The 20,759-nt window shown below is 69.6% G+C and carries 14 protein-coding genes and 1 rRNA gene; 5 read left to right on the top strand and 10 right to left on the bottom strand.

Annotation, left to right across the window (positions count from 1 at the left end):
* Positions 1-100 (top strand): 5S ribosomal RNA (rrf, locus tag JYK18_RS43735); the annotation flags it as partial.
* 203 nt (positions 101-303) lie between these two features.
* Here rrf and JYK18_RS43730 read toward each other — a convergent pair.
* From JYK18_RS43730 to JYK18_RS43715, 4 genes are all read right to left on the bottom strand, one after another.
* Positions 304-1,881 carry a serine/threonine-protein kinase gene (locus tag JYK18_RS43730; protein WP_206809907.1) on the bottom strand — a complete coding sequence of 526 codons (1,578 nt, stop codon included), beginning with the start codon at positions 1,879-1,881 and terminating at the stop codon, positions 304-306.
* 140 nt (positions 1,882-2,021) lie between these two features.
* The gene (locus JYK18_RS43725) at positions 2,022-2,951 is read right to left on the bottom strand and encodes an asparaginase (protein ID WP_206809905.1); all 930 of its coding nucleotides are present in this window, start codon (positions 2,949-2,951) and stop codon (positions 2,022-2,024) included.
* Positions 2,948-4,390 (bottom strand): amino acid permease, encoded by a 1,443-nt coding sequence (locus tag JYK18_RS43720; protein WP_206809903.1) that lies wholly within the window; start codon positions 4,388-4,390, stop codon positions 2,948-2,950. Before JYK18_RS43720 ends, JYK18_RS43725 begins: the two co-directional genes overlap by 4 nt.
* Positions 4,387-5,055 carry a FadR/GntR family transcriptional regulator gene (locus JYK18_RS43715; protein ID WP_206810084.1) on the bottom strand — a complete coding sequence of 223 codons (669 nt, stop codon included), beginning with the start codon at positions 5,053-5,055 and terminating at the stop codon, positions 4,387-4,389. The genes JYK18_RS43720 and JYK18_RS43715 overlap by 4 nt, the downstream gene beginning before the upstream one ends.
* Positions 5,056-5,468: 413 nt before the next feature.
* On the opposite strand from JYK18_RS43715, the gene dnaE reads away from it, so the two are divergent.
* The 3 genes from dnaE to JYK18_RS43700 all read left to right on the top strand — a co-directional run bounded on the left by dnaE (position 5,469) and on the right by JYK18_RS43700 (position 12,057).
* Positions 5,469-9,059: a DNA polymerase III subunit alpha gene (gene dnaE / locus JYK18_RS43710; RefSeq protein WP_206809901.1), complete on the top strand. Its 3,591-nt coding sequence runs from the start codon at positions 5,469-5,471 to the stop codon at positions 9,057-9,059.
* Positions 9,060-9,102: 43 nt separating this feature from the next.
* Positions 9,103-10,578 (top strand): MFS transporter, encoded by a 1,476-nt coding sequence (locus JYK18_RS43705; RefSeq protein ID WP_307796338.1) that lies wholly within the window; start codon positions 9,103-9,105, stop codon positions 10,576-10,578.
* Positions 10,579-10,926: 348 nt separating this feature from the next.
* Complete coding sequence (locus JYK18_RS43700; RefSeq protein WP_206810082.1) at positions 10,927-12,057, top strand: low temperature requirement protein A; 1,131 nt, start codon at positions 10,927-10,929, stop codon at positions 12,055-12,057.
* Here the strand turns inward: JYK18_RS43700 and JYK18_RS43695 are convergent.
* Complete coding sequence (locus JYK18_RS43695; protein ID WP_206809899.1) at positions 12,054-13,247, bottom strand: Ig-like domain-containing protein; 1,194 nt, start codon at positions 13,245-13,247, stop codon at positions 12,054-12,056. The two genes, JYK18_RS43700 and JYK18_RS43695, sit on opposite strands and share 4 nt — an antisense overlap.
* Before the next feature lie 66 nt (positions 13,248-13,313).
* A complete protein-coding gene (locus JYK18_RS43690) occupies positions 13,314-14,183 on the bottom strand; it encodes a patatin-like phospholipase family protein (RefSeq protein WP_206809897.1) in 870 nt (289 codons plus the stop codon).
* Positions 14,184-14,326: 143 nt separating this feature from the next.
* Between JYK18_RS43690 and JYK18_RS43685 the strand changes: the two genes are divergently transcribed.
* On the top strand, positions 14,327-16,273 hold the full coding sequence (locus JYK18_RS43685; protein ID WP_206809895.1) for an acyl-CoA dehydrogenase family protein: 1,947 nt from the start codon (positions 14,327-14,329) through the stop codon (positions 16,271-16,273).
* On the opposite strand, the gene JYK18_RS43680 is transcribed toward JYK18_RS43685, so the two are convergent.
* From JYK18_RS43680 to JYK18_RS43665, 4 genes are all read right to left on the bottom strand, one after another.
* Entirely contained in the window at positions 16,258-17,781 is a 1,524-nt protein-coding gene (locus JYK18_RS43680; RefSeq protein WP_242584048.1) for an alpha/beta hydrolase, read from the bottom strand. The two genes, JYK18_RS43685 and JYK18_RS43680, sit on opposite strands and share 16 nt — an antisense overlap.
* A 175-nt stretch (positions 17,782-17,956) precedes the next feature.
* Positions 17,957-18,628, bottom strand: a complete 672-nt coding sequence (locus JYK18_RS43675) for a DedA family protein (RefSeq protein ID WP_206809893.1) — start codon at positions 18,626-18,628, stop codon at positions 17,957-17,959.
* Positions 18,629-18,751: 123 nt separating this feature from the next.
* Positions 18,752-19,753 (bottom strand): lipoyl synthase, encoded by a 1,002-nt coding sequence (lipA, locus tag JYK18_RS43670; protein ID WP_206809892.1) that lies wholly within the window; start codon positions 19,751-19,753, stop codon positions 18,752-18,754.
* Between the two features lie 36 nt (positions 19,754-19,789).
* Positions 19,790-20,740 carry an oxidoreductase gene (locus tag JYK18_RS43665; RefSeq protein ID WP_206809891.1) on the bottom strand — a complete coding sequence of 317 codons (951 nt, stop codon included), beginning with the start codon at positions 20,738-20,740 and terminating at the stop codon, positions 19,790-19,792.
* Positions 20,741-20,759: the final 19 nt, after the last annotated feature.

Below are 20,759 nucleotides of genomic sequence, written 5' to 3'. Positions count from 1 at the left end.
TGGGGAAACGCCCGGTCCCATTCCGAACCCGGAAGCTAAGCCTGCCAGCGCCGATGGTACTGCACTCGAAGGGGTGTGGGAGAGTAGGACGCCGCCGAACTTAACTTGAGAAGAGAGCGGGGCTTGAGCCAGGACATGGCTCGGGCCCCGCTCTTTTTTGTATGTCTGGAAGCGGGAAGCGTGGCACCGGAGCCAGCTCTGGTCCGGGGCCACGCTCTCTGCATATCTGGAGCGAGAGGCGTGGCTCTGATCCTGGTTCGGGACCACGCTCTTTCATGGCTGGGGCGAGCAGCGTGGCCCGGGTCAGTTGCGGGGCTTGCCGTTGCTCTTCCCGGGGGCGTCGGGGGCTTGGGGTGGGTTCTTCTCCTTGCCCTGGTTGGCGGGCTTGGCCTTGGACTCCTTGTTGACGACCTGGCCCTGGTGCTGCTGGGAGCCGCCGGTGGGGTGGCCGCCGATGGGCACGAGCGTCGCGGTGGCGATGGGGGTGGCCGGTGCCGTGGCGGCCGGTGGGGGCGGGGTCGTGTTCGGAGCTTGGGTGGTCGGGAGGCCCTGGGGGTCGGAGTTCAGCGTGAAGAGGCCGGCCAGCGCCACGCCCGCGGTGGGCAGGACGGCCGAGAGCAGCAACCTTCTCCGCCGCCTGCGCGGCTCCAGCACCGGCAACTGCTTGGTCGCGGCCTCCGCCGCGGCCCCCTTGGCCACCGGCAGCTGTTTGGTCGCGGTCTCTACTGCGGCGCCCTTGGCGCCTCCCGCGTTCGTCGCGGCGGGGGTGGTCACCGGCTGCAGAATCCTGGTTGGCGCATCCACCTGCGACGGGTCACTCGCCGCCGGGAAATGAGCGGCAGGGTCCTTCGACCGCTCGGGTGCCGCCGGGGACGGGGAATGGGAGGCGGGGCCCTCCGACCACTCGGACGCGTTCGGGAAGTGGGAGGCGGGGCCCTCCGACCGCTCGGGCACTTCTGCCGGGGTGTCTGCGGCCGCGAGGTCCGCGACGGCGGCGCCCGTGGCTACCGGGCGGAGGAGGACCGTGGTCTCATCGGCCGCCGCCATGGTGGTCAGTTCGGCGGCGATCTGGGCGGCCGTCGGCCGGTTGGCCGCGGACTCGGCGGTCATGTGCGTCAGGAGCACCGCGAGCGCCGGCGGCACGAAGTCCGGGATCTCCGGCGTCCTGGTCAGCCTGGCCAGCGCGGACTCCACCATCGCCCCGGGGTATTCGCGGTAGCCCGTCAGGCACTCCAACAAGATCAAACCCAGCGCGTAGATGTCCGCGGGCGGGCCGACCTCCTTGCCCCGCACCTGCTCCGGGGCCATGTACGCCGCGGTGCCGACGACCGCTCCGCTGGCGGTCAGATCACTGCTGCCCAGGCGGTGGGCGAGCCCGAAGTCCGTCAGCAGCGGGCGGTCTTCGGCGAGCAGGACGTTCGCCGGCTTCAGGTCGCGGTGGGTGATCCCGCGCGAGTGCACGTACGCCAGCGCCTCCGCCACCCCGATCCCGAGCTGCGTCGTCTCCCGCACCGACAGGGGGCCGCACAGGATGCGGCCCGCCACCGTCGGGCCTTCCACCAGGCGCATCACCAGGTACGCCCGGTCCAGGTCGAACCCCGAATCGCGGAACTCAACCAGGCCGGGGTGCCGCAGATCGGCCAGCACCCGGAACTCGCGCTCCCGGCGCAGGAAGTCCCGGCCGGCGATCCCCGCGTGGAACAGCTTCACCGCCACGTCCTGCTCGGTCACCAGGTCCAGCGCCCGGTACACCACCGCGCTGCTGCCCGCCCCGGTCTTCGACAGCAGCCGGTACCGCCCGCCCACCAGAGCCGGGCTCACCGGCTCCTCGGCGAAAGCGGGCAGGTCGAACCGCGGCAACGTGTGGTCCGCCGAACTCACCGCCGGGCTCCTCAGCTGTCGAACGAAACACGCAAGTCGTCGGGGTTACCCGGTGGAAGAATCACCCAAACCAGGTACCCACCAACGATTCCACACTTGCGCTGAACGGGTGCTGAGGTTGCGCTGATTGCCGAGATCGGTTACGCGACGGGAGCCAGTGCCAGCTCCCCGGTCACGCGCAGCGCCGGGTCCCGGTCCAGCCCGGTCTCCACGCCGAGCACGCCGAGCGCGGCCAGCGTCACCGGCAGCCGGGCGCGGTCGCCCCCGTCGGCGATCTTCACGCCCAGCGCCGAGCCGTCCGGCAGGGCGGCCACCTGCACGCCCTCGAACCCGTCCTTCGCGATCAACCCGGGCACCGCGCGCATCAGCCTGGTCACGTCGCGCCGGGTCCCGGCCACCATCTCCGGGTGCCGCCGGATCGCGTGCGCGACCGCGCCCTCCGCGGTCTCCGGATCGGCCGCGCCGATGCGCCCGATCGCCCTGGTCAGCCCGAGCAGCGAGATCGAGAACAGCGGGGCCCCGCAGCCGTCGGCCGCCACCTTCGCGATCCGCTCCCCGGACAGCTCGCTGACCACCTTCGCGATCTCGCGCTGCAACGGGTGATCGGGGTTCAGGTAGTCCTTTGTGGACCAGCCGTGGTCGCGGCTGACCGCGAGCATCGCGGCGTGCTTGCCGGAGCAGTTGTGCGAGAGCTTGCTGGCCGGGCGCCCGGCGGCCAGCCAGGCGTCCCGGATGTGCGGGTCGTACGGCAGGTCCACCGGGTTGCGCAGGTCCGCCCCGGTGCACCCGGCGTCGCCGAGGATGCGGCGCACCCCGGCGAGGTGGAAGTCCTCACCGGAGTGGCTGGCCGCGACCAGTGCGCGGAGATCGTCCGGCAGGTCGAGGCCGAGCCTGGTCATCGCCACCGCCTGCAGCGGTTTTGCCGCCGAGCGGGGATAACCTGGCGATTCCACGTCACCAGTTGCGAAGCGGACCTCGCCGTCCGGGCCGAGCACCACCACGGAACCGAAGTGGACGCTCTCGACCAGGCCGTCGCGCAGGACGTGGAGCAGGGGAACGTGGTTTGTCACTGCCCACCCTCGTTCAGCGCCTTGGTGGTGTCGACCCGCTTGCGGACCACGAACCAGCCGATCACCAGCGCGAGCACGATCGCGGGCAGCGACATCAGGGTCAGCCTGCCCAGCTCGTCGAACCACATCAGCACCACGACGCTGGCCAGGAACACCAGGGTGACGATCTCGGTGACCGGTGACCCGGGCAGCCGGAACGACGGCCGCTGCAGGTGGCCCGCCTTGGTCTTCCGCCAGAACAGCAGGTGGGACAGCATGATGATGCCCCAGGTGGACAGGATGCCGATGGCGGCGAAGTTCAGCACGATCTCGAACGCGTCCGCGGGCACCACGTAGTTGAGGCCGACGCCCAGCACGCAGACCGCCGCGGTGAGCAGGATGCCGCCGTAGGGCACGTGGTTGCGGTTCATCACGCCGGTGAACTTCGGCGCCGACCCGGCCACCGCCATCGAGCGCAGGATGCGGCCGGTGGAGTACAGCCCGGAGTTCAGGCTGGACATCGCCGCGGTCAGCACCACCAGGTTCATCACGTCGCCGGCGGCCGGGATGCCGATGTTCGACAGTACCGTGACGAACGGGCTCTCGCCCTTGGTGTAGGAGCTCCACGGCATCAGCATCGCCAGCAGCACCACCGAGCCGACGTAGAAGACGCCGATCCGCCACATGATCGAGTTGATCGCCTTCGGCATGATCTTCGCCGGTTCGGCGGTCTCACCCGCGGTCACGCCGACCAGCTCGACCGAGGCGTAGGCGAACACGATGCCCTGGATCACCAGCACCAGCGGGAGCAGGCCGTTGGGCAGGAAGCCGCCCTCGCTGCCGAGCAGGCTGACGCTGGGCGTGGTGCCGTTGATCGGGTCGCCGGTGACCAGCAGCACGATGCCGATGATCATGAACAGCACCAGCGCGGCCACCTTGATGATGGCGAACCAGAACTCCATCTCGCCGAACAGCTTCACCGAGACCAGGTTCAGCACCAGCACGATGGCCAGCGCGACCAGCGCCAGGACCCACTGCGGGATCGGCGTGAAGAAGCTCCAGAAGTGCGCGTACAACGCGATCGCGGTGATGTCGGCGATGCCGGTGGTGGCCCAGTTGAGGAAGTACATCCAGCCGGCGACGAAGGCGCCCTTCTCGCCCATGAACTCGCGGGCGTAGGAGACGAACGCGCCGGAGGACGGGCGGTGCAGGATCAGCTCGCCGAGCGCGCGGACCACGAAGAAGGCGAACAGGCCGCAGATGGCGTAGGCGATCGCCAGCGCCGGGCCGGCCTGGGCGAGCCTGCCGCCCGCGCCGAGGAACAGGCCGGTGCCGATGGCGCCGCCGATGGCGATCATGCTGATGTGCCGCGGCTTGAGCGCCTTGCTGTAGCCGGCGTCCCCGGCGTCGGCCGGTTCTTCGGCCGCCGCCGTCGCGGGCTGCAGGATCTGGTCCGTCACGGGTGCTCCGAGGGTCGGTGCGCGTCTTTGCGCACGATGGTTTCGAGCGTTCGCTCGACGTTGTCGAGGTGGCGGGTCATCGCCTCGACGGCGGCCGTCTCGGCCCCGTCGGCGATGGCCCGCACGATTTCGGCGTGCTCGGCGTTGGACTCGGCCTGCCGGTCGCCGAGCTGGTTGAGGAAGCTCGACTGGCGGGAGAGCGCGTCGCGGATCTCCTCGATGACCTTGCTGAAGGCCGGGTTGCCCGAGGCCTGGGCGATGGTGATGTGGAACAGGCTGTCCAGCGCCACCCAGCCGGTGTTGTCGGTTTCGGCGCCCATCTTGTCGAGGAGGTGTTCGAGCAGGTCGAGATCGTCCTGGCCGCGGCGCAGGGCCGCGTACCCGGCCACCGGGATCTCCACGTGCCTGCGGACCTCGAACAGGTCGCGGGCCGAGTAGTCGCCGAAGATCGGGTTCTCCACCGGGCCCGCGGCCGCGACGAAGGTGCCCTTGCCGGGCCGGGAGACGGTCAGCCCCAGTGCCTGCAGCGCGCGCAGTGCCTCGCGCACCACCGAGCGGCTGACCTCGAACTCCGCCGACAGCGCGGCCTCGGACGGGAGCTTGCCGCCGACGGCGTACTCTCCGCCCTCGATGGCGGCGCGGAGCCCGGCGAGCACCGCCTCCATCGCGGTCATCCGCTGGGCGGTATGTCCGACTGTCTGGCTGTCTGACAGGTTCACGAGGGGTGATGGTGCGGTCGCGCGCTCGGCGTTGTCAAGCGGACGGGGGAACGGCGGCAGACCGGCCGGTTTGGCTTGGGGGCCTTGGATTTCCGCGTTGAGCTGGGGTGCGGGCCGGGCGGGGTGGATCTTGGGCGACCGGACGGGTGAGCTGGGTCACTAGGGATCTTCGTGGCCGGGCGGCTGCCGGGAGCCGGGCTCAAAATGATCAGCCGAGGGCGGGTTCGTGGCAGGGGCGCGCCCTATTCTGAGGGGTTTGGGTCTGGGGTGTCGCTGGAGCGCTGGGGCGTCGGCTGGACTAGGGTGGATCCCCCGGGTGACGGTCGTGGCCGGTTGGTGTTCAGGGGAGGTTTTCGCTGGTGTCCAAGGACTCTTTTGTCCATCTGCATGTGCACACCGAGTACTCGATGCTGGACGGTGCGGCGAAGATCGCGCCGTTGTTCGCCGAGGCGTCTCGGTTGGAGATGCCGGCGGTGGGGATGACCGACCACGGCAACATGTACGGGGCGGATGAGTTCTACCAGCAGGCGCGCAAGGCCGGGATCAAGCCGATCATCGGGATCGAGGCGTATGTGGCGCCGGAGTCGCGGTTCCACAAGAAGCCGGTGTTCTGGGGGCAGTCGAACCAGCGTGGGGCTGATGAGTTCGGTGAGGGTGGCGATGTCTCCGGTGGGGGCGCCTACACGCATATGACGATGCTGGCGGAGAACGCGCAGGGGTTGCGCAATCTGTTCCGGTTGTCGTCGCTGGCCAGTCTTGAGGGGTATTACCGCAAGCCGCGGATGGATCGGGAGCTGATCTCCGAGCTGCACGAGGGGATCATCGCCACGACGGGGTGTCCGTCGGGTGAGGTGCAGACTCGGTTGCGGCTGGGGCAGAAGGCCGAGGCGATCCAGGCCGCGTCGGACTACAAGGATATTTTCGGGCCGGACAACTTCTTCCTGGAGTTGATGGACCACGGGTTGCCGATCGAGCGGTCGGTGCGTGAGGGTTTGCTGGAGATCGGCAAGCAGCTGGGGATCCGGCCGCTGGCGACGAACGACTCGCACTACGTCACGCGGGATCAGGCGGATACGCATAGTGCGTTGCTGTGTGTGCAGGCGGGCAAGACGCTCAATGACCCGAACCGGTTCAAGTTCGATGGTGATGGTTACTACCTGAAGTCCGCGGAGGAGATGCGGTCGTACTGGGACACCGAGGTCCCGGGCGCGGCGGACTCCACGCTGCTGATCGCCGAGCGCGTCCAGTCCTACGAAGAGGTCTACGCGCACAAGGACCGCCTCCCGTTCTTCGAGGTCCCCGACGGCTACGACCAGGGCACCTGGCTGCGCGAGGAGGTCCAGCGCGGCCTCAAGTGGCGGTTCCCCGAAGGCGCGCCCGATGGCTACCAGGAGCGCATCGAGGTCGAGCTCGACGTCATCATCGGGAAGGGCTTCCCGGCCTACTTCCTGATCGTCGCCGACCTGATCAACTACGCCCGGCGCGTGGGCATCCGGGTCGGCCCCGGCCGTGGTTCGGCCGCCGGTTCGCTGGTCGCCTACGTGCTCGGTATCACCAACCTGGACCCGATCCCGCAGAAGCTGCTGTTCGAGCGGTTCCTCAACCCCGAGCGCGTCTCGATGCCCGATATCGACATCGACTTCGACGACCGCCGCCGCGGCGAGATGATCCGCTACGCCACCGACAAGTACGGCGTGGACAAGGTCGCCCAGGTGATCACCTTCGGCACCATTAAGACCAAGGCGGCGATCAAGGACGCCGCCCGTGTCCACTACGGACAGCCCGGCTACGCGATCGCGGACAAGATCTCCAAGGCGCTGCCGCCGCCGATCATGGCCAAGGACATCCCGCTGTCCGGCATCGTCAACCCCGAGCACGAGCGCTACGGCGAAGCGGCCGAGGTGCGCGCGCTGGTGGAGACCGACTCCGAGGTGTCCACCATCTTCGAGACCGCCCGCGGCCTCGAAGGCCTGATCCGCAACGCCGGCGTGCACGCCTGCGCGGTGATCATGTCGAGCGAGCCGCTGACCAACGCGATCCCGCTGTGGCAGCGCGACGACGGCTCCATCATCACCGGCTGGGACTACCCGTCCTGCGAGGCCATCGGCCTGCTGAAGATGGACTTCCTCGGCCTGCGCAACCTGACCGTCATCGGCGACGCGATCGACAACATCAAGGCCAACCGCGGGGTCGACATCGACCTCGACACCCTGGGCGTCGAGGACCCGGAGACCTACAAGCTGCTCGCCCGCGGGGACACGCTCGGTGTGTTCCAGCTGGACGGTGGCCCGATGCGCGACCTGCTGCGCCGCATGCAGCCCACACTGTTCGACGACATCGTCGCGGTCGGCGCGCTGTACCGCCCCGGCCCGATGGGCATGAACGCGCACAACGACTACGCCGACCGGAAGAACAACCGGCAGAAGGTCAAACCGATCCACCCGCAGCTCGACGAGCCCCTGAAGGAGATCCTGGCCGACACCTACGGCCTGATCGTCTACCAGGAGCAGATCATGCACATCGGCCAGAAGGTGGCCGGGTACTCGATGGGCCGCGCGGACGTGCTCCGCCGCGCGATGGGCAAGAAGAAGCAGGAAGTCCTCGAGAAGGAGTTCGAGGGCTTCGAGGCCGGGATGAAGGCCAGCGACCTGGTGCCCGGCGGGTTCTCCGACGAGGCGATCAAGGCCCTCTGGGACACGATCCTCCCGTTCGCCGGGTACGCGTTCAACAAGAGCCATGCGGCCGCCTACGGCCTGATCTCGTACTGGACCGCGTACCTCAAGGCGAACTACACCGCGGAGTACATGGCCGCGCTGCTCACCTCGGTCGGGGACAACAAGGACAAGTCCGCGATCTACCTGTCCGAATGCCGCCGCCTCGGGATCAAGGTGCTGCCGCCGGACGTCAACGAGTCGGCCCAGCGGTTCGCGGCCGTCGGGGACGACATCCGCTTCGGCATGGGCGCGGTCCGCAACGTGGGCGCGAACGTGGTCGAGTCGATCATCAAGACCCGCGAGGAGAAGGGCAAGTACACCTCGTTCACCGACTTCCTGGACAAGTCGGAGCTGGTGGCCTGCAACAAGCGGGTGCTGGAGTCGCTGATCAAGGCCGGGGCGTTCGACTCGATGGGCAACACCCGGCTGTCCATGGTGCAGGCGCACGAAGAAGCCGTGGAAGCGGTGGTGCCGCTCAAGCGCCAGCAGGCGATGGGCCAGTTCGACCTGTTCGGGCCGATGGGCGACGAGCCGGACGACGCGGCGGCCGCGGCGGCGTCCTCCCCGCTGGCGCACCTGAAGTTCAGCGACGAGGAGTACCCGCGCAAGCAGCTGCTCTCCTACGAACGGGAGATGCTGGGGCTCTACGTTTCGGCGCACCCGCTCGACGGGGCCGAGCGGATCCTGCGCAAGCACGCGAAGCGGCCGATCGCGGCGATTCTGGCGGACCCGCCGAAGGAAGGCGAGATCGTGGTGTCCGGGCTGATCACGTCGCTGGAGCGGCGGGTCAACAAGAAGGGCGAGCCCTGGGCGATCTGCACGGTGGAGGACATGGACGCCTCGCTGGAGGTGCTGTTCTTCCCCAAGTCCTACGCGATCTTCGCGGCCGACCTGATCGAGGACAACGCGGTGCTGGTCAAGGGCCGGGTGAACTGGCGCGAGGACAAGATGTCGGTGTTCGGCGGCGGGCTGGTGCCGCTGGACCTGTCCGACGCCGCGGTCGGGGACGAGGAGCCGCCGCTGGTGCTGCTGGTCGCCGCGGAGAAGCTCGACCAGTCGGTGGTCAGCGAGCTGAAGTCCACGTTGCTGGCGCACAAGGGCGAGACCCCGGCGCACCTGAAGCTGATGGGCAAGCAGGGACCGCGGATGTACGCGCTGGACGACTACCCGGTGCGGGTCAGCTCGATGCTGATGGGTGAGCTGAAGAGCATCCAGGGGATCACCGCCAACACGTGACCCTTGGCGAGCCGGGGGCGGTGATCCGCGCGACGATGGACGGGTGAGTACAGCCGAGGCCAGTCACCGCGTCGAACCCGATCCCCGTCGCTGGAAGGCGCTCGCGGTGACCTTGACCGCGGGGTTCATGGTGCTGCTCGACGTCAGCATCGTGAACGTGGCCCTGCCGTCGATGCAGCGCGACCTCGGTGCGTCGGCGGGTGGCATGCAGTGGGTGGTGTCCGGCTACGCGCTGACCTTCGGCCTGGTGCTGGTCGCCGGCGGCAGGCTCGGCGACGCGCTGGGCAGGCGGCGGATGTTCCTCTTCGCGCTCACCGCGTTCGTGCTGACCAGCGCGCTCGCCGGGTTCGCGCCGACCGAGGTGCTGCTGATCCTGGCCCGGCTGCTGCAGGGCATGGCGGGCGGCCTGCTCACCCCGCAGAACACCGGCCTGATCCAGGAGCTGTTCGCCGGTCCGGAACGCGGGCGCGCGTTCGGCATGTTCGGCGCCACGGTCGGCCTGTCCACCGCGGTCGGGCCGGTGCTGGGCGGGGTGATCCTGGCCGCCTTCGGGGATCCGGATGGCTGGCGGTGGGTGTTCTTCGTGAACATCCCGATCGGCGCGCTGGCGCTGGTGCTCGCGGCCAAGCTGCTGCCCAAGTCACCGCGGCGCCTGCGCGGGCTGAAGTCCGAATTGGACTTCGTCGGCGCGCTGCTGCTCGGGCTGGCGGTGGCCGGGGTGCTGTTCCCGGTGATGGAGGCCGAACAGGGCGGGCTGGGCTCGCTGTGGTGGATGTTCCCGGTCGCGGTGGTGCTCGGTGTCCTTTTTGTCTGGTGGGAGCGGCGCCTGGTGCGGCTGGAGCGGGCGCCGCTGCTGGACGTCCGGCTGTTCACCACGGTGCGCGGGTTCACCAGCGGCGCCACCCTCGGTTCGGTCTACTTCTGCGCGTTCACCGGGATCTGGCTGGTCTTCGCGATGTTCTTCCAGCAGGGACTGGGGTACACACCGCTGGAGTCGGGGCTCGCGGTGACGCCGTTCGCGGTCGGCTCGGCGGTTTCGTCGGTGGTGGCGGGCAGGCTGGTCGAGCGCTGGGGCCGCGGGCTGACCGTGACCGGGCTGACCATGGTGGTGGTCGGCATGGTCGGCTCGGGGGTGGCGGTACTGCTGTTCCCGGCGCACGCCGGGCTCGCGGTGGCGCTGCCGCTGCTGATCGGCGGCCTCGGCGGTGGCATGGTGATCTCGCCCAACACCACGCTCACCCTGGAATGCGTGCCGACCAGGATGGCCGGGGTGGCCGGGGGTGCGTTGCAGACCGGTCAGCGCATCGGGACGGCGATCGGCACCGCGCTGCTCGCCTCGATCTTCCACGCCGTGGTCACCGGTTCGGGTGAGGACTACCCGGTGGCGCTGGCGGTGTCGATGGGGTGCGCGGCCGCGCTCACCGCGGTCGCCCTCGGACTGGGCATCTTCGAGCTGCGACGGCGGCGCGTCGCAGTCAACGAGGAGCCGAGCGTATTCGTGGATAGCCCATCCGGGTGACATGCCGGTCAGCTAATGGCGCTACGCAGAGCAACTATGGAAGGCTCTGGACACCTTCGTGAGGGGAAATCAGCTACCCAGTGTGGCAATTCCGGTCAGGCACCTGTGCCGGATCGGACCCGGACGCGCATCCGGGACCAGCTCCCAGGCGCTCGTCGCCGACGGCCGCGGGGGATCGCACGGTGGCCGCTGGGAGCGTCGCCACCCGCATCGGGTAGCACGCGCGGAGGACTCGCTGGGGTGAGCTCGGGAAGGGGAGAACCCGGGCTCACTCCAGTACGATCCCGGGGCGTGACCACGGAGGAACGGCAGCGTCCGCACAACCGCGTCAGGGTCTGGCACCGGCCGATGCGCGCCAGGGACACCGAGGAGCCCCACCGCGTCGCGACCCCGCTGGAACTGCTCTTCGACCTCTGCTTCGTGGTGGCCGTCGCGCAGGCCGCGGTCGGGCTGCACCACGGGATCGCGGAGAACCACATCGGCGAAGGCGTGCTGAGCTTCCTGATGGTGTTCTTCGCCATCTGGTGGGCGTGGATGAACTTCACCTGGTTCGCGTCGTCCTTCGACACCGACGACGGGCCGTACCGGCTGACCACGCTGGTGCAGATCGCCGGCAGCCTGGTCGTGGCCGCCGGGGTCCCGCGTGCCTTCGAGGGCGAGTTCGACGTGGTGGTCGGCGGGTACGTGGTGATGCGGCTGGCCATGGTGACCCAGTGGCTGCGGGCGGCGAGGTCCGATGTGGACTGCCGCCCGACCTCGCTGCGGTACGCGGCGGGCATCGTGGTCGCGCAGCTCGGCTGGGTGCTCTGGCTGTTCCTGCCCGAAGGCGTGCAGTTGCCCGGGTTCGTGGTGCTGATGCTGGTCGAGGTGGCCACCCCGGTGTGGGCGGAACGCGCGCACGGCACCCACTACCACCGCCACCACATCGCCGAGCGGTACGGGCTGTTCACCATCATCGTGCTCGGCGAGACGATCCTGAGTTCCACCAACGCCTTCCGCGAGGCCATCGCCGAAGGGCACGCGGGCCCGCTGATCTCACTGGCGGTGGCCGCGCTGGTCATCGTGTTCGCGCTGTGGTGGCTCTACTTCGACCAGCCGGGGCACCTCCGCATGACCACCCTGCGGGCCTCGCTCACCTGGGGCTACGGGCACTACGTGATCTTCGCGTCGCTGGCCGCGCTGGGGGCCGGGATCGAGGTGGCCGTCGACTACGACACGCACACCGCGCACATCGGCGGCGTGCCGACCGCGCTGGCCACCACGATCCCGGTGGCGTTGTTCCTGTTCAGCGTGTGGTTGCTGCACGTGGGGCCGTCGAACGAATGCCGTCCGATCGCGATCGGCTTCCCGGTGGCCGGCGTGCTGGTGCTGGCGTCGACCTTCAGCCCGGCACCGATCCACTTCACCGCGGGTGTCTGCGCTTTGCTGGTGCTGACCGTCGTGCTGGCCACGCGCGGACACGCCGTCGACCGTCCCTAGTGGAGCGCGCTGCCCGCCACCCACTGGTCCCACGGCACGGCCCAGTCGCCGTAGAGGTCCCACACGGGGAGTTGCGGGCCGCCTGAGTTCGTCACCTCGACCACGTCGCCGAGGCCCAGGTTGTCGAAGAACCACTTGGCGTTCTCGGCGTTGAGGTTGATGCAGCCGTGCGAGACGTTCGAGCTGCCCTGCTGGCCGACGCTGTTCGGGTTCTCGTGCACGAACTCACCGTCGTTCGAGATGCGGAGCGACCACTTCTCCTGCGTCCGGTAGTAACCGGGGGAGCCCTGGCAGACGCCGTAGGTGCACGAGTCCATCGTGTAGCTCTCGTGCTTCTCCGAGATCACGTGCGCGCCGAGGTGGGTCGGGGTGGCGTCCTTGCCCATCGAGATCGGCATGGTCTTCACCAGCGCTCCACTGTGGAATATCTGCATCTGCTCGGTGCCGCCGTCCGCCTTGGCCACCCAGGAATCGTGCACCCGGTAGGTTTCCTCGCGGTCCTGGGCGCCGTAGACCCCGCCGCCGAAATCGACGCCGTACACCTTCGCCGCCACTTTCAGCGTGGTGCCCGGCTGCCAGTACTCCTTGGGCCGGTAGTGCACGTTGTTGTCGTCGATCCAGTACCAGCCGCCCTCCTGAGCCGGTTCCGAGACCACCGAAAGCGACTTCTCCACGGTCGCCTTCGCGGCGTCGCCCTTGACCGGCTGGCTGAACTGGAACACGATCGGCTGCCCGACCCCGATCCCGCCCTGCGCCACCGCGCCGGGCGCCGGGATCAGGTTCGGCTCGGCCTGCTGCTTCGGCGTCAGGGTGCTGATCTCCGCCCGCTGCTCGACCGGTTTCCCTTGCTGGTCAACGGCTTTCGCGGTGATCGTGTAGCCGGCGCCGTAACCCAGCGGTTCGGCCGAGGTCCAGCTGCGGTGGTCCGGCGCGAGCGTGCCCTTCACCTGCGTCCCCCGCGCGGTGTTGGCCACGGTCACCTCGGTCAGCCCCGCGTTCTCGGTGTGCACGGTGATCGGCGTGACCGGGCTGAGGTCGTGCCCGCCCGCCGGTTCGATGCGCACGACCGGCTGCCCCGGTGCCGGTTCGGCGGCCCCGCCGGTGGTCCCGCCGGAATCACCGGCCGAGCACGCGGAAAGCAGCAGCACCGCGGCCAGCGGCAGCAAGAGTAAAGACTTCTTGGGTGGCATGTGATCTCTTTTTTAAGAATTGACGCAGTGGATTTCCCTTGCTGTCAAAAGTACCGGAGAACGCGGTCACGGCGTGGCGAGGCCGGGCACACCGTAAAGCCCTGGACCATTCACGGAAAGGCCGTCGAGGTGCTTTTTGGCCGATTCGTACGCGAGTGCGGTGAATTCACCGGTCCGCCGGAAGTCGAGCGGGCTCACCCGCACGGGTGGCGGGCCGGGCAGGTAGACCACCGGCACCTCGGCCGCGGCCAGCGGCGCCTCCAGCACCGCCTGGTTCCGCATGCTGATCATCGCGGTGAACATCACCACCTCGGCCAGCGTCTGCGGCCGGGCGGGCAGCTGGCCTGGGAACGCGCAGTCGAGCACCACCAGCGACTTCGCGCCCATCGAGATCGCCTGGCGCATCGGCACGTTGGCCACCAGCCCGCCGTCGTAGAGCAGCCTGCCCTCGTGCTCGACCGGCGGGTAGATGCCCGGGATGGCGCAGCTGGCCAGCAGGGCGGGCCGCAGCTCGCCCGAGCGGATGAGCCGCGGCTCGGCCGTCTCCACGTCCGTGGTCACCACGCCCAGCGGCAGCGCCAGGTCCTCGAAGGTGGTGCCCTCGCCGAGGTACTCGTCGACGATCGCGGCCAGCCCGGTGTTCGGGAAGAGGTTGGTCCCGCTGTGCCGCAGCGTCCGGACCTGGCTGAACACCCCGCCGGGGAAGGCCTCGTGCCGGGTCATCCTGGTCCAGATGCGCTCCAGGCGTTCGGCCTGGTCGTCGCCCTTGAGCGCGAGCACCGCGCTGTTGAGCGAACCGACCGAGGTGCCCACCACCAGGTCGGGCCGGTACCCCGCTTCGGTGACCGCCCGCAGCATGCCGACCTGCATCGCGCCCAGGCTGCCGCCGCCCCCGAGCACGAACGCGAGCGGGCGGGGGAGCTCCGCCATGGTCATCCGCCGTACCTCCTGATCTGGTCGAACTCTTCAGTAACGTAGCCCGCCTGCCGGTTTCCCTTTCACTACTGATGGGTAACACTGGTCACAGTTTCCGGATGTGACTTGACGGGACTCGTCGATTCGAGGAAGGGGAGGCTGTCGTGGCCGACCAACCGAAGGTGACGGAGAAGGAAGCCCGCGCGGTGGCCGAGGAGGCGAGGGAGAGCGGCTGGCAGAAACCCTCCTTCGCCAAGGAGCTGTTCCTCGGCCGGTTCCGCCTCGACCTGGTGCACCCGCACCCGCTGCCTTCGGCCGAGGACGAGGCCAAGGCGGACCGGTTCCTCACCCAGCTCCGCGCCTACTGCGAGACCCTCGACGGCACGGTCATCGAGCGCGAGTCCCGCATCCCGGACGAGTTCGTCAAGGGCTTCGCCGAGCTGGGCTGCTTCGGCATCAAGATCCCCGAGGCCTACGGCGGGCTCGGGCTGACCCAGTTCGCCTACAACCGCGCGCTGATGATGGCCGCCTCGGTGCACCCGACGATCGGTGCGCTGCTGTCCGCGCACCAGTCCATCGGCGTGCCCGAACCGCTCAAGCTGGCCGGGACCGACGAGCAGAAGCAGCGCTTCCTGCCCCGGTGCGCGAAGGGCGCGGTCACCGCCTTCCTGCTCACCGAGCCCGACGTCGGCTCGGACCCGGCGCGCCTGGCCACCGCGGCGGTCCCGGTCGACGGCGGCGAGGCGTACGAACTCGACGGCGTGAAGCTGTGGACCACCAACGGCGTGGTCGCCGAACTCGTCGTGGTGATGGCCCGCGTGCCCAAGAGCGAGGGCCATCGCGGCGGGGTCACCGCGTTCATCGTCGAGGCGGATTCGCCGGGGATCACCGTCGAGCACCGCAACGCGTTCATGGGCCTGCGCGGCATCGAGAACGGCGTGACCCGGTTCCACAAGGTGCGCGTGCCGAAGGAGAACGTGGTCGGCCGCGAGGGCGACGGGCTCAAGATCGCGCTGACCACGCTGAACACCGGGCGGTTGTCCATTCCGGCGATGTGCGCCGGTGCGGCGAAGTGGTGCCTGAAGATCGCGCGCGAGTGGTCGGGCGAGCGGGTCCAGTGGGGCAAGCCGGTCGGTCAGCACGGCGCGGTGGAGAACAAGATCTCCTACATCGCGGCGACCTCGTACGCGCTGGAGGCGGTGCTCGACCTGTCCGGCCACATGAGCGACGAGGGCCGCAACGACATCCGGATCGAGGCCGCGCTGGCGAAGCTGTGGGCCAGCGAGGTGTCGTGCCTGATCGCGGACGAGCTGATGCAGATCCGCGGTGGTCGCGGGTACGAGACGGCCGAGTCGCTGGCCGCGCGCGGGGAGCGGGCGGTGCCGGTCGAGCAGTTGGTCCGCGACCTGCGGATCAACCGGATCTTCGAGGGTTCCTCGGAGATCATGCGCCTGCTGATCGCCCGGGAGGCGGTCGACTCGCACCTCACCGCGGCGGGTGATCTCGCCGACCCGGACGCCGAGCTGAAGGCCAAGGCGAAGGCCGCCGCGAAGGCGAGCGGGTTCTACGCGAAGTGGCTGCCGAAACTGGTCGCGGGCAAGGGCCAGGTGCCGACCTCGTACGCCGAGTTCGGCGCGCTGGCCGGGCACCTGCGCTACGTCGAGCGGACCGCGCGCAAGCTCGCGCGGTCGACGTTCTACGGCATGGCGCGCTGGCAGGCCGGGCTGGAGAAGCGGCAGGGCTTCCTCGGGCGGATCGTCGACATCGGCGCCGAGCTGTTCGCGATGTCGGCGGCGTGCGTGCGCGCGGAGATGCAGCGCGGGATCAACCGCGAAGAGGGCGAAGCGGCCTACGAACTCGCCGACGCCTTCTGCCGCCAGTCCCGGCTGCGGGTCGAGGCGTTGTTCGGCGCTTTGTGGGACAACACCGACGATGTCGACCACAAGATCGCCGGGCGCACGCTGAAGGGCCGGTACACCTGGCTCGAGCAAGGCGTGCTCGACGCGAGCGAGGGCACCGGCCCGTGGATCACCGACTGGCAGGCGGGCGCGTCCAGCAAGGAGAACGTGCACCGCCGCTACCTGCCGAAAACCACTCAGAACGGGAACTGACCACTGCGGAGGTCGCGGACCAGTTCGTCGCGTTGCGGGCCGGACGCCACCCTGGCGTCCGGGACCGCGGTCTCCGGGCCGCAGAACACGTCCTTCTCGGGCAGCGTGCCGTGCACCAGGAACGAGGTGGCGGCGTTGGAACCACACGCGTTCTGCGTGGTCAGGTAGGTGCCGTGGCCGCCCTGGTCGGCGAGGACGAGGCGGGCGCGGTCGCCGAGGGACTTGCGCATGGCCAGCGCGCCGGGCAGCGGGGTCGCCGGGTCGCGCAGGTTCTGCAGGAGCAGCACGGTCGGCTGGCCGCGGTCGGCGACCTCGACCGGCTGCTCCGGCTGGTGCGGCCAGAAAGCACACGGCCAGACGTTCGACGGCATGCCGCCGGTGATCGGGTAGAGCTTGCGGTCGCGGTCGACCTCGCGCTGGTACAGCTTCGGCTCGCGCGGCCAGTCCGACTCGTTGCAGGCGATCGACCAGAGCGTGGCGGGGAAGGACTGCGACTCGTCGGGCATCTGGCGGGCCTCAGCGGCCTTCGCCGGATCGCCGAGCTTGGCCGCCTGCCACAGCCTCGCCAGTGACGGGAAGCTCTCGTCGCCGTACAGCGCACCGCGGGTGTCGGCACGCAAGTCGTTGCCGGACAACGGTGATCCGCTGGTGGTCAGCGGGGTGGCGTCGAGCTTGGCGACCAGGGCGAAGTAGGTTTCGCGGACCGCTTCCGGGGTTTCGCCGAGTTCGTAGGTGCCGTGCCGGGCGGCGGCCCAGCCGGCGAAGTCCTCGAAGCGTTCCTCGTTGGCCAGGCCCCAGAACTGCCAGACGCGGCGCCACACGTCCGTCGGATCCACCACCGCGTCGAGCACCACGCGGTCGCTGCGGTCCGGGAAGAGCGTGGTGAAGACGGCGCCGAGGTAGGAGCCGTAGCTGCCGCCGAAGTAGGAGATCTTCTCCTCACCGAGCGCGGCGCGGATGCGGTCCATGTCGCGGGCGGTGTTGGCGGTGGTGACGTGCGGGATGTCGGCGCTGTTCGCGCACTGCTTCGCCACCTGCTCGGCGTACGCGAGGTTCTCGGTGATCGAGCCGTCGGGCGCGGGGTAGGGGATGAGCTTGGTGCCGACCTGCTGCTCGGCGGTGAGCTCGCAGGAGACCGGGGTGCTGGCGCCGGTGCCGCGGGGGTCGAAGCCGATCAGGTCGTAGTGGTCGGTCACCCCGCGCGGGGCGAGCCCGCCGACCGACTGCGGCATCGCGCGCCCGCTCGACCCGGGGCCGCCGGGGTTGAGCAGCAGCACGCCGCGCTTGTTCGGACTGGTCGCCTTGTGCCGGGAGAGGGCGATCTTGATCTGGGGTCCGTCGGGGGCGTCGTAGTCCTGGGGCACGGAGATCTCGGCGCATTCGAGCTTGCTGCCGAACCCGGGGGGACAGGGCGCCCAGGCAGGCGCCTGCTGGGCGATCGCGGGCACTCCCGCTGTGGCGACGGTGGCGAGCGCCAATATCGCCAGCCCTGTCCTCGTTCCGCGCATGCTGCCTCCAGACGGCCTCGGTTCGCTGGGAACCACCCAACTACCGCCGTCAGGGCGCCGCACCCCTCTCCCGCCCAGCCCACCCGTTCGAGGCCCACACTCAGCCAGCCGGGTTTCATCGGCAAACGCGGAAGGTGCGCGAGTCCCGGGGACTCGCGCACCTTCGGCGTAGCGATCAGCGCTGGGCGTGCTCGGACTCGGTGGTGGGGTCCGTCTCCACGGCCGCGGCTTCCTTGGCCTTGGCGCGCTTCCGCTTGTACAGCACGAAGCCGACGAAGGCGGCGGCGATCAGGGCCAGCACGATCCAGCTGCCCTTGCCCACCGCGGATTCCAGCTGCTCGGCGGCCTCACCGGCGGCGGCGCCGATGCCGATGTGCAGCGCGCACCACGCGGTCGCGCCGACGACCACCGGCGGCAGGAACTTCCGGAACGGCAGACCGGACGCGCCCGCCGCGGCCGGCACCAGGGTGCGCATCACCGGCAGGAAGATGGCGATCAGCACGGCCCAGGAACCCTTGCGGCGCAAGAAGTCGCACGCCTTGTCCCAGCCGTCGGCGCCGTACTTCCTGACCAGTTTCGTCTGCCGCAGCCGGGGCCCGAACTTCTTGCCGATCAGGTACCCGACCGAGTCACCGCCGATCGCGCAGACCGTGGTGACCAGCCACATCAGCAGGAACTTCGGGGTGTTGTCCACCGTGGTGCCGAGGATGAACAGGCCGGACTCACCGGGCGCGATGAAGCCGAGCCCGAGGGTCGTCTCCCCGAACACCAGCAGGCCGGCCCCGGCGGTCACCCCCGCGGGCGGCAGTGCCCGCAGCCAGTCGAGAATGTCGGTCACCAGTGCCACGTGAAGTCCCCTCAGTTCGGTGAATCGGGCGAATCGCCGTTCAGGCTAGTGCCGACCCTAACCATCGGTCGTCAACCTTAGGTCAGGGGATTTCACCCACTTTGGTGGTACGTGCCCCTACTACTAACGGTTCAACAGGCTTGCCGCCTCCTGCGCGGCGGGACCCTGTGCGGCCAGGTGAGCGAGGTTTTCCGGCAGTTCCTCGCCGCGGTGGGCCTTGGTCTGGGCGTAGAGGCGGCCGGCTCGATAGGAGGACCGGACGAGCGGTCCGGCCATGACCCCGGCGAAGCCCATCGCCTCGGCGGCCTGCGAGTGCTCGACGAACTCCTCCGGCTTGACCCAGCGATCCACCGGGTGGTGCCGGGGCGAGGGCCGCAGGTACTGGGTGATCGTCAGGATCTCGCACCCGGCCTCGACCAGATCCCGCATCGCCGGGGCGACCTCGTCCGGGGTCTCGCCCATGCCCAGGATCAGGTTCGACTTGGTCACCAGACCGGCCTCGCGGGCGGCGGTGATGACCTCCAGCGAACGCGCGTAACGGAAACCCGGACGGATGCGCTTGAAAATCCGCGGCACCGTCTCCACATTGTGCGCCAGCACCTCCGGACGCGACCCGAACACCTCGGCCAGCTGGTCCGGGTCGGCGTTGAAGTCCGGGATCAGCAACTCCACCCCGGTCCCCGGGTTCAACGCGTGGATCTGGCGCACGGTCTCGGCATACAGCCAGGCACCACCATCGGGCAGGTCGTCACGGGCGACACCGGTCACCGTGGAGTAGCGCAAACCCATCGCCTGCACCGACTCGGCGACCTTGCGCGGCTCGCTCCGATCCAACTCCGCCGGACGGCCGGTGTCGATCTGACAGAAATCACAGCGACGCGTGCACTGATCCCCACCGATCAGGAACGTGGCCTCGCGGTCTTCCCAGCACTCGTAGATGTTGGGACACCCGGCCTCTTCACAGACCGTGTGCAGACCCTCCCGGCGCACCAAGCCCTTCAACTCGGTGAACTCCGGACCCATCCGCGCCCGCGTCTTGATCCACGACGGCTTCTTCTCGATCGGCGTCTGACTGTTGCGAACCTCAAGCCGCAACAGCTTCCGACCCTCCGGGGCAGCACTCACACCGACCAGCGTACGCCCGGGGCGGGCCGCCGCCGATCAAGCCGGGTCGGGCGTGATCCCGGTCATTTCCGCGCTGAGCTGCCAGAGCCCGGCGCCGAGCGGCTCGTCCCGCGCGGGCCCGAGCGGGCGCACGCGGGTCGGGAAACCACGCACCCCGGCGAAGCCGTCGGGGCCGTAGTACGCGCCGCCTTCGACCTCGGGCGCGGTGGCCGCGTACAGCTGCGGCAGGGTGCCCATCCGGGTGTTCTGCGCGAGCAGGCGGTCGGAGAGCGCGCCGCCCGCGCCGACCACCGCGCGCAGGGCCGCGTTGCGCTGTGCGTTCGCCATGCCGGAGGTGAGTCCCGAGCGCGTGTAGCCGGGGTGCGCGGCGACGCTGAGCACCGGCTCGCCCGCCGCGCGCAGCCGCCGGTCCAGCTCCAGCGCGAACACCTGGTTGGCCAGCTTCGACTGCCCGTAGGCCGGGTACGACAGGTAACCGCGGGTCTCGAAGTTCGGGTCGGCCAGATCGATCCGGCCGATGGCGGCGACCACGCTCGACACCGTCACCACCCGCGAAACCCCTTCGGCGGCGCGCAACGCGGGCATCAGCAGCCAGGTCAGCGCGGCGTGCCCGAGGTGGTTGGTGCCGAACTGCGTCTCGAAGCCGTCGATGGTGTGGCCCTTGGGCGGGGCCATCAGACCGGCGTTGTTCAGCAGGACGTCGACCGAATCACCGGTGGCCTTGCGGATCTCCTCGGCGGCTTCGCGCACCGAGGTCAGCGACGCGAGGTCCAGCCGGACCAGCTCCGGGGCGGGGCCGGTGGCGACCTCGGCCACTTCGCCGAGCGCGCGCTGACCGCGTTCCGGCGACCGGCAGGCGAGCAGCACCCGCGCGCCCTTCTCCGCGAGCACCACCGCGCTGCGCAGGCCGAGCCCGGAGTTGGCGCCGGTGATCACCACCGTGCGGCCGTCCTGAGCCGGGATGTCCGCTTCGGTCCATTTGGTCATGGTTCGAGGCTAGACGGCG

Origin of the sequence: Amycolatopsis sp. 195334CR (assembly GCF_017309385.1) — a bacterium.
Lineage (GTDB): Bacteria > Actinomycetota > Actinomycetes > Mycobacteriales > Pseudonocardiaceae > Amycolatopsis.
This window is presented reverse-complemented; position numbering and strand designations above follow the sequence as displayed.

Excerpts from the sequence above, each read along its gene's own strand:
- JYK18_RS43665 (WP_206809891.1), bottom strand. The coding sequence starts at position 20,740 with ATGACCAAATGGACCGAAGCGGACATCCCGGCTCAGGACGGCCGCACG.
- JYK18_RS43700 (WP_206810082.1), top strand. The coding sequence starts at position 10,927 with ATGCGCGCCAGGGACACCGAGGAGCCCCACCGCGTCGCGACCCCGCTG.
- JYK18_RS43695 (WP_206809899.1), bottom strand. The coding sequence starts at position 13,247 with ATGCCACCCAAGAAGTCTTTACTCTTGCTGCCGCTGGCCGCGGTGCTG.
- JYK18_RS43690 (WP_206809897.1), bottom strand. The coding sequence starts at position 14,183 with ATGACCATGGCGGAGCTCCCCCGCCCGCTCGCGTTCGTGCTCGGGGGC.
- JYK18_RS43680 (WP_242584048.1), bottom strand. The coding sequence starts at position 17,781 with ATGCGCGGAACGAGGACAGGGCTGGCGATATTGGCGCTCGCCACCGTC.
- JYK18_RS43715 (WP_206810084.1), bottom strand. The coding sequence starts at position 5,055 with ATGGAGGCGGTGCTCGCCGGGCTCCGCGCCGCCATCGAGGGCGGAGAG.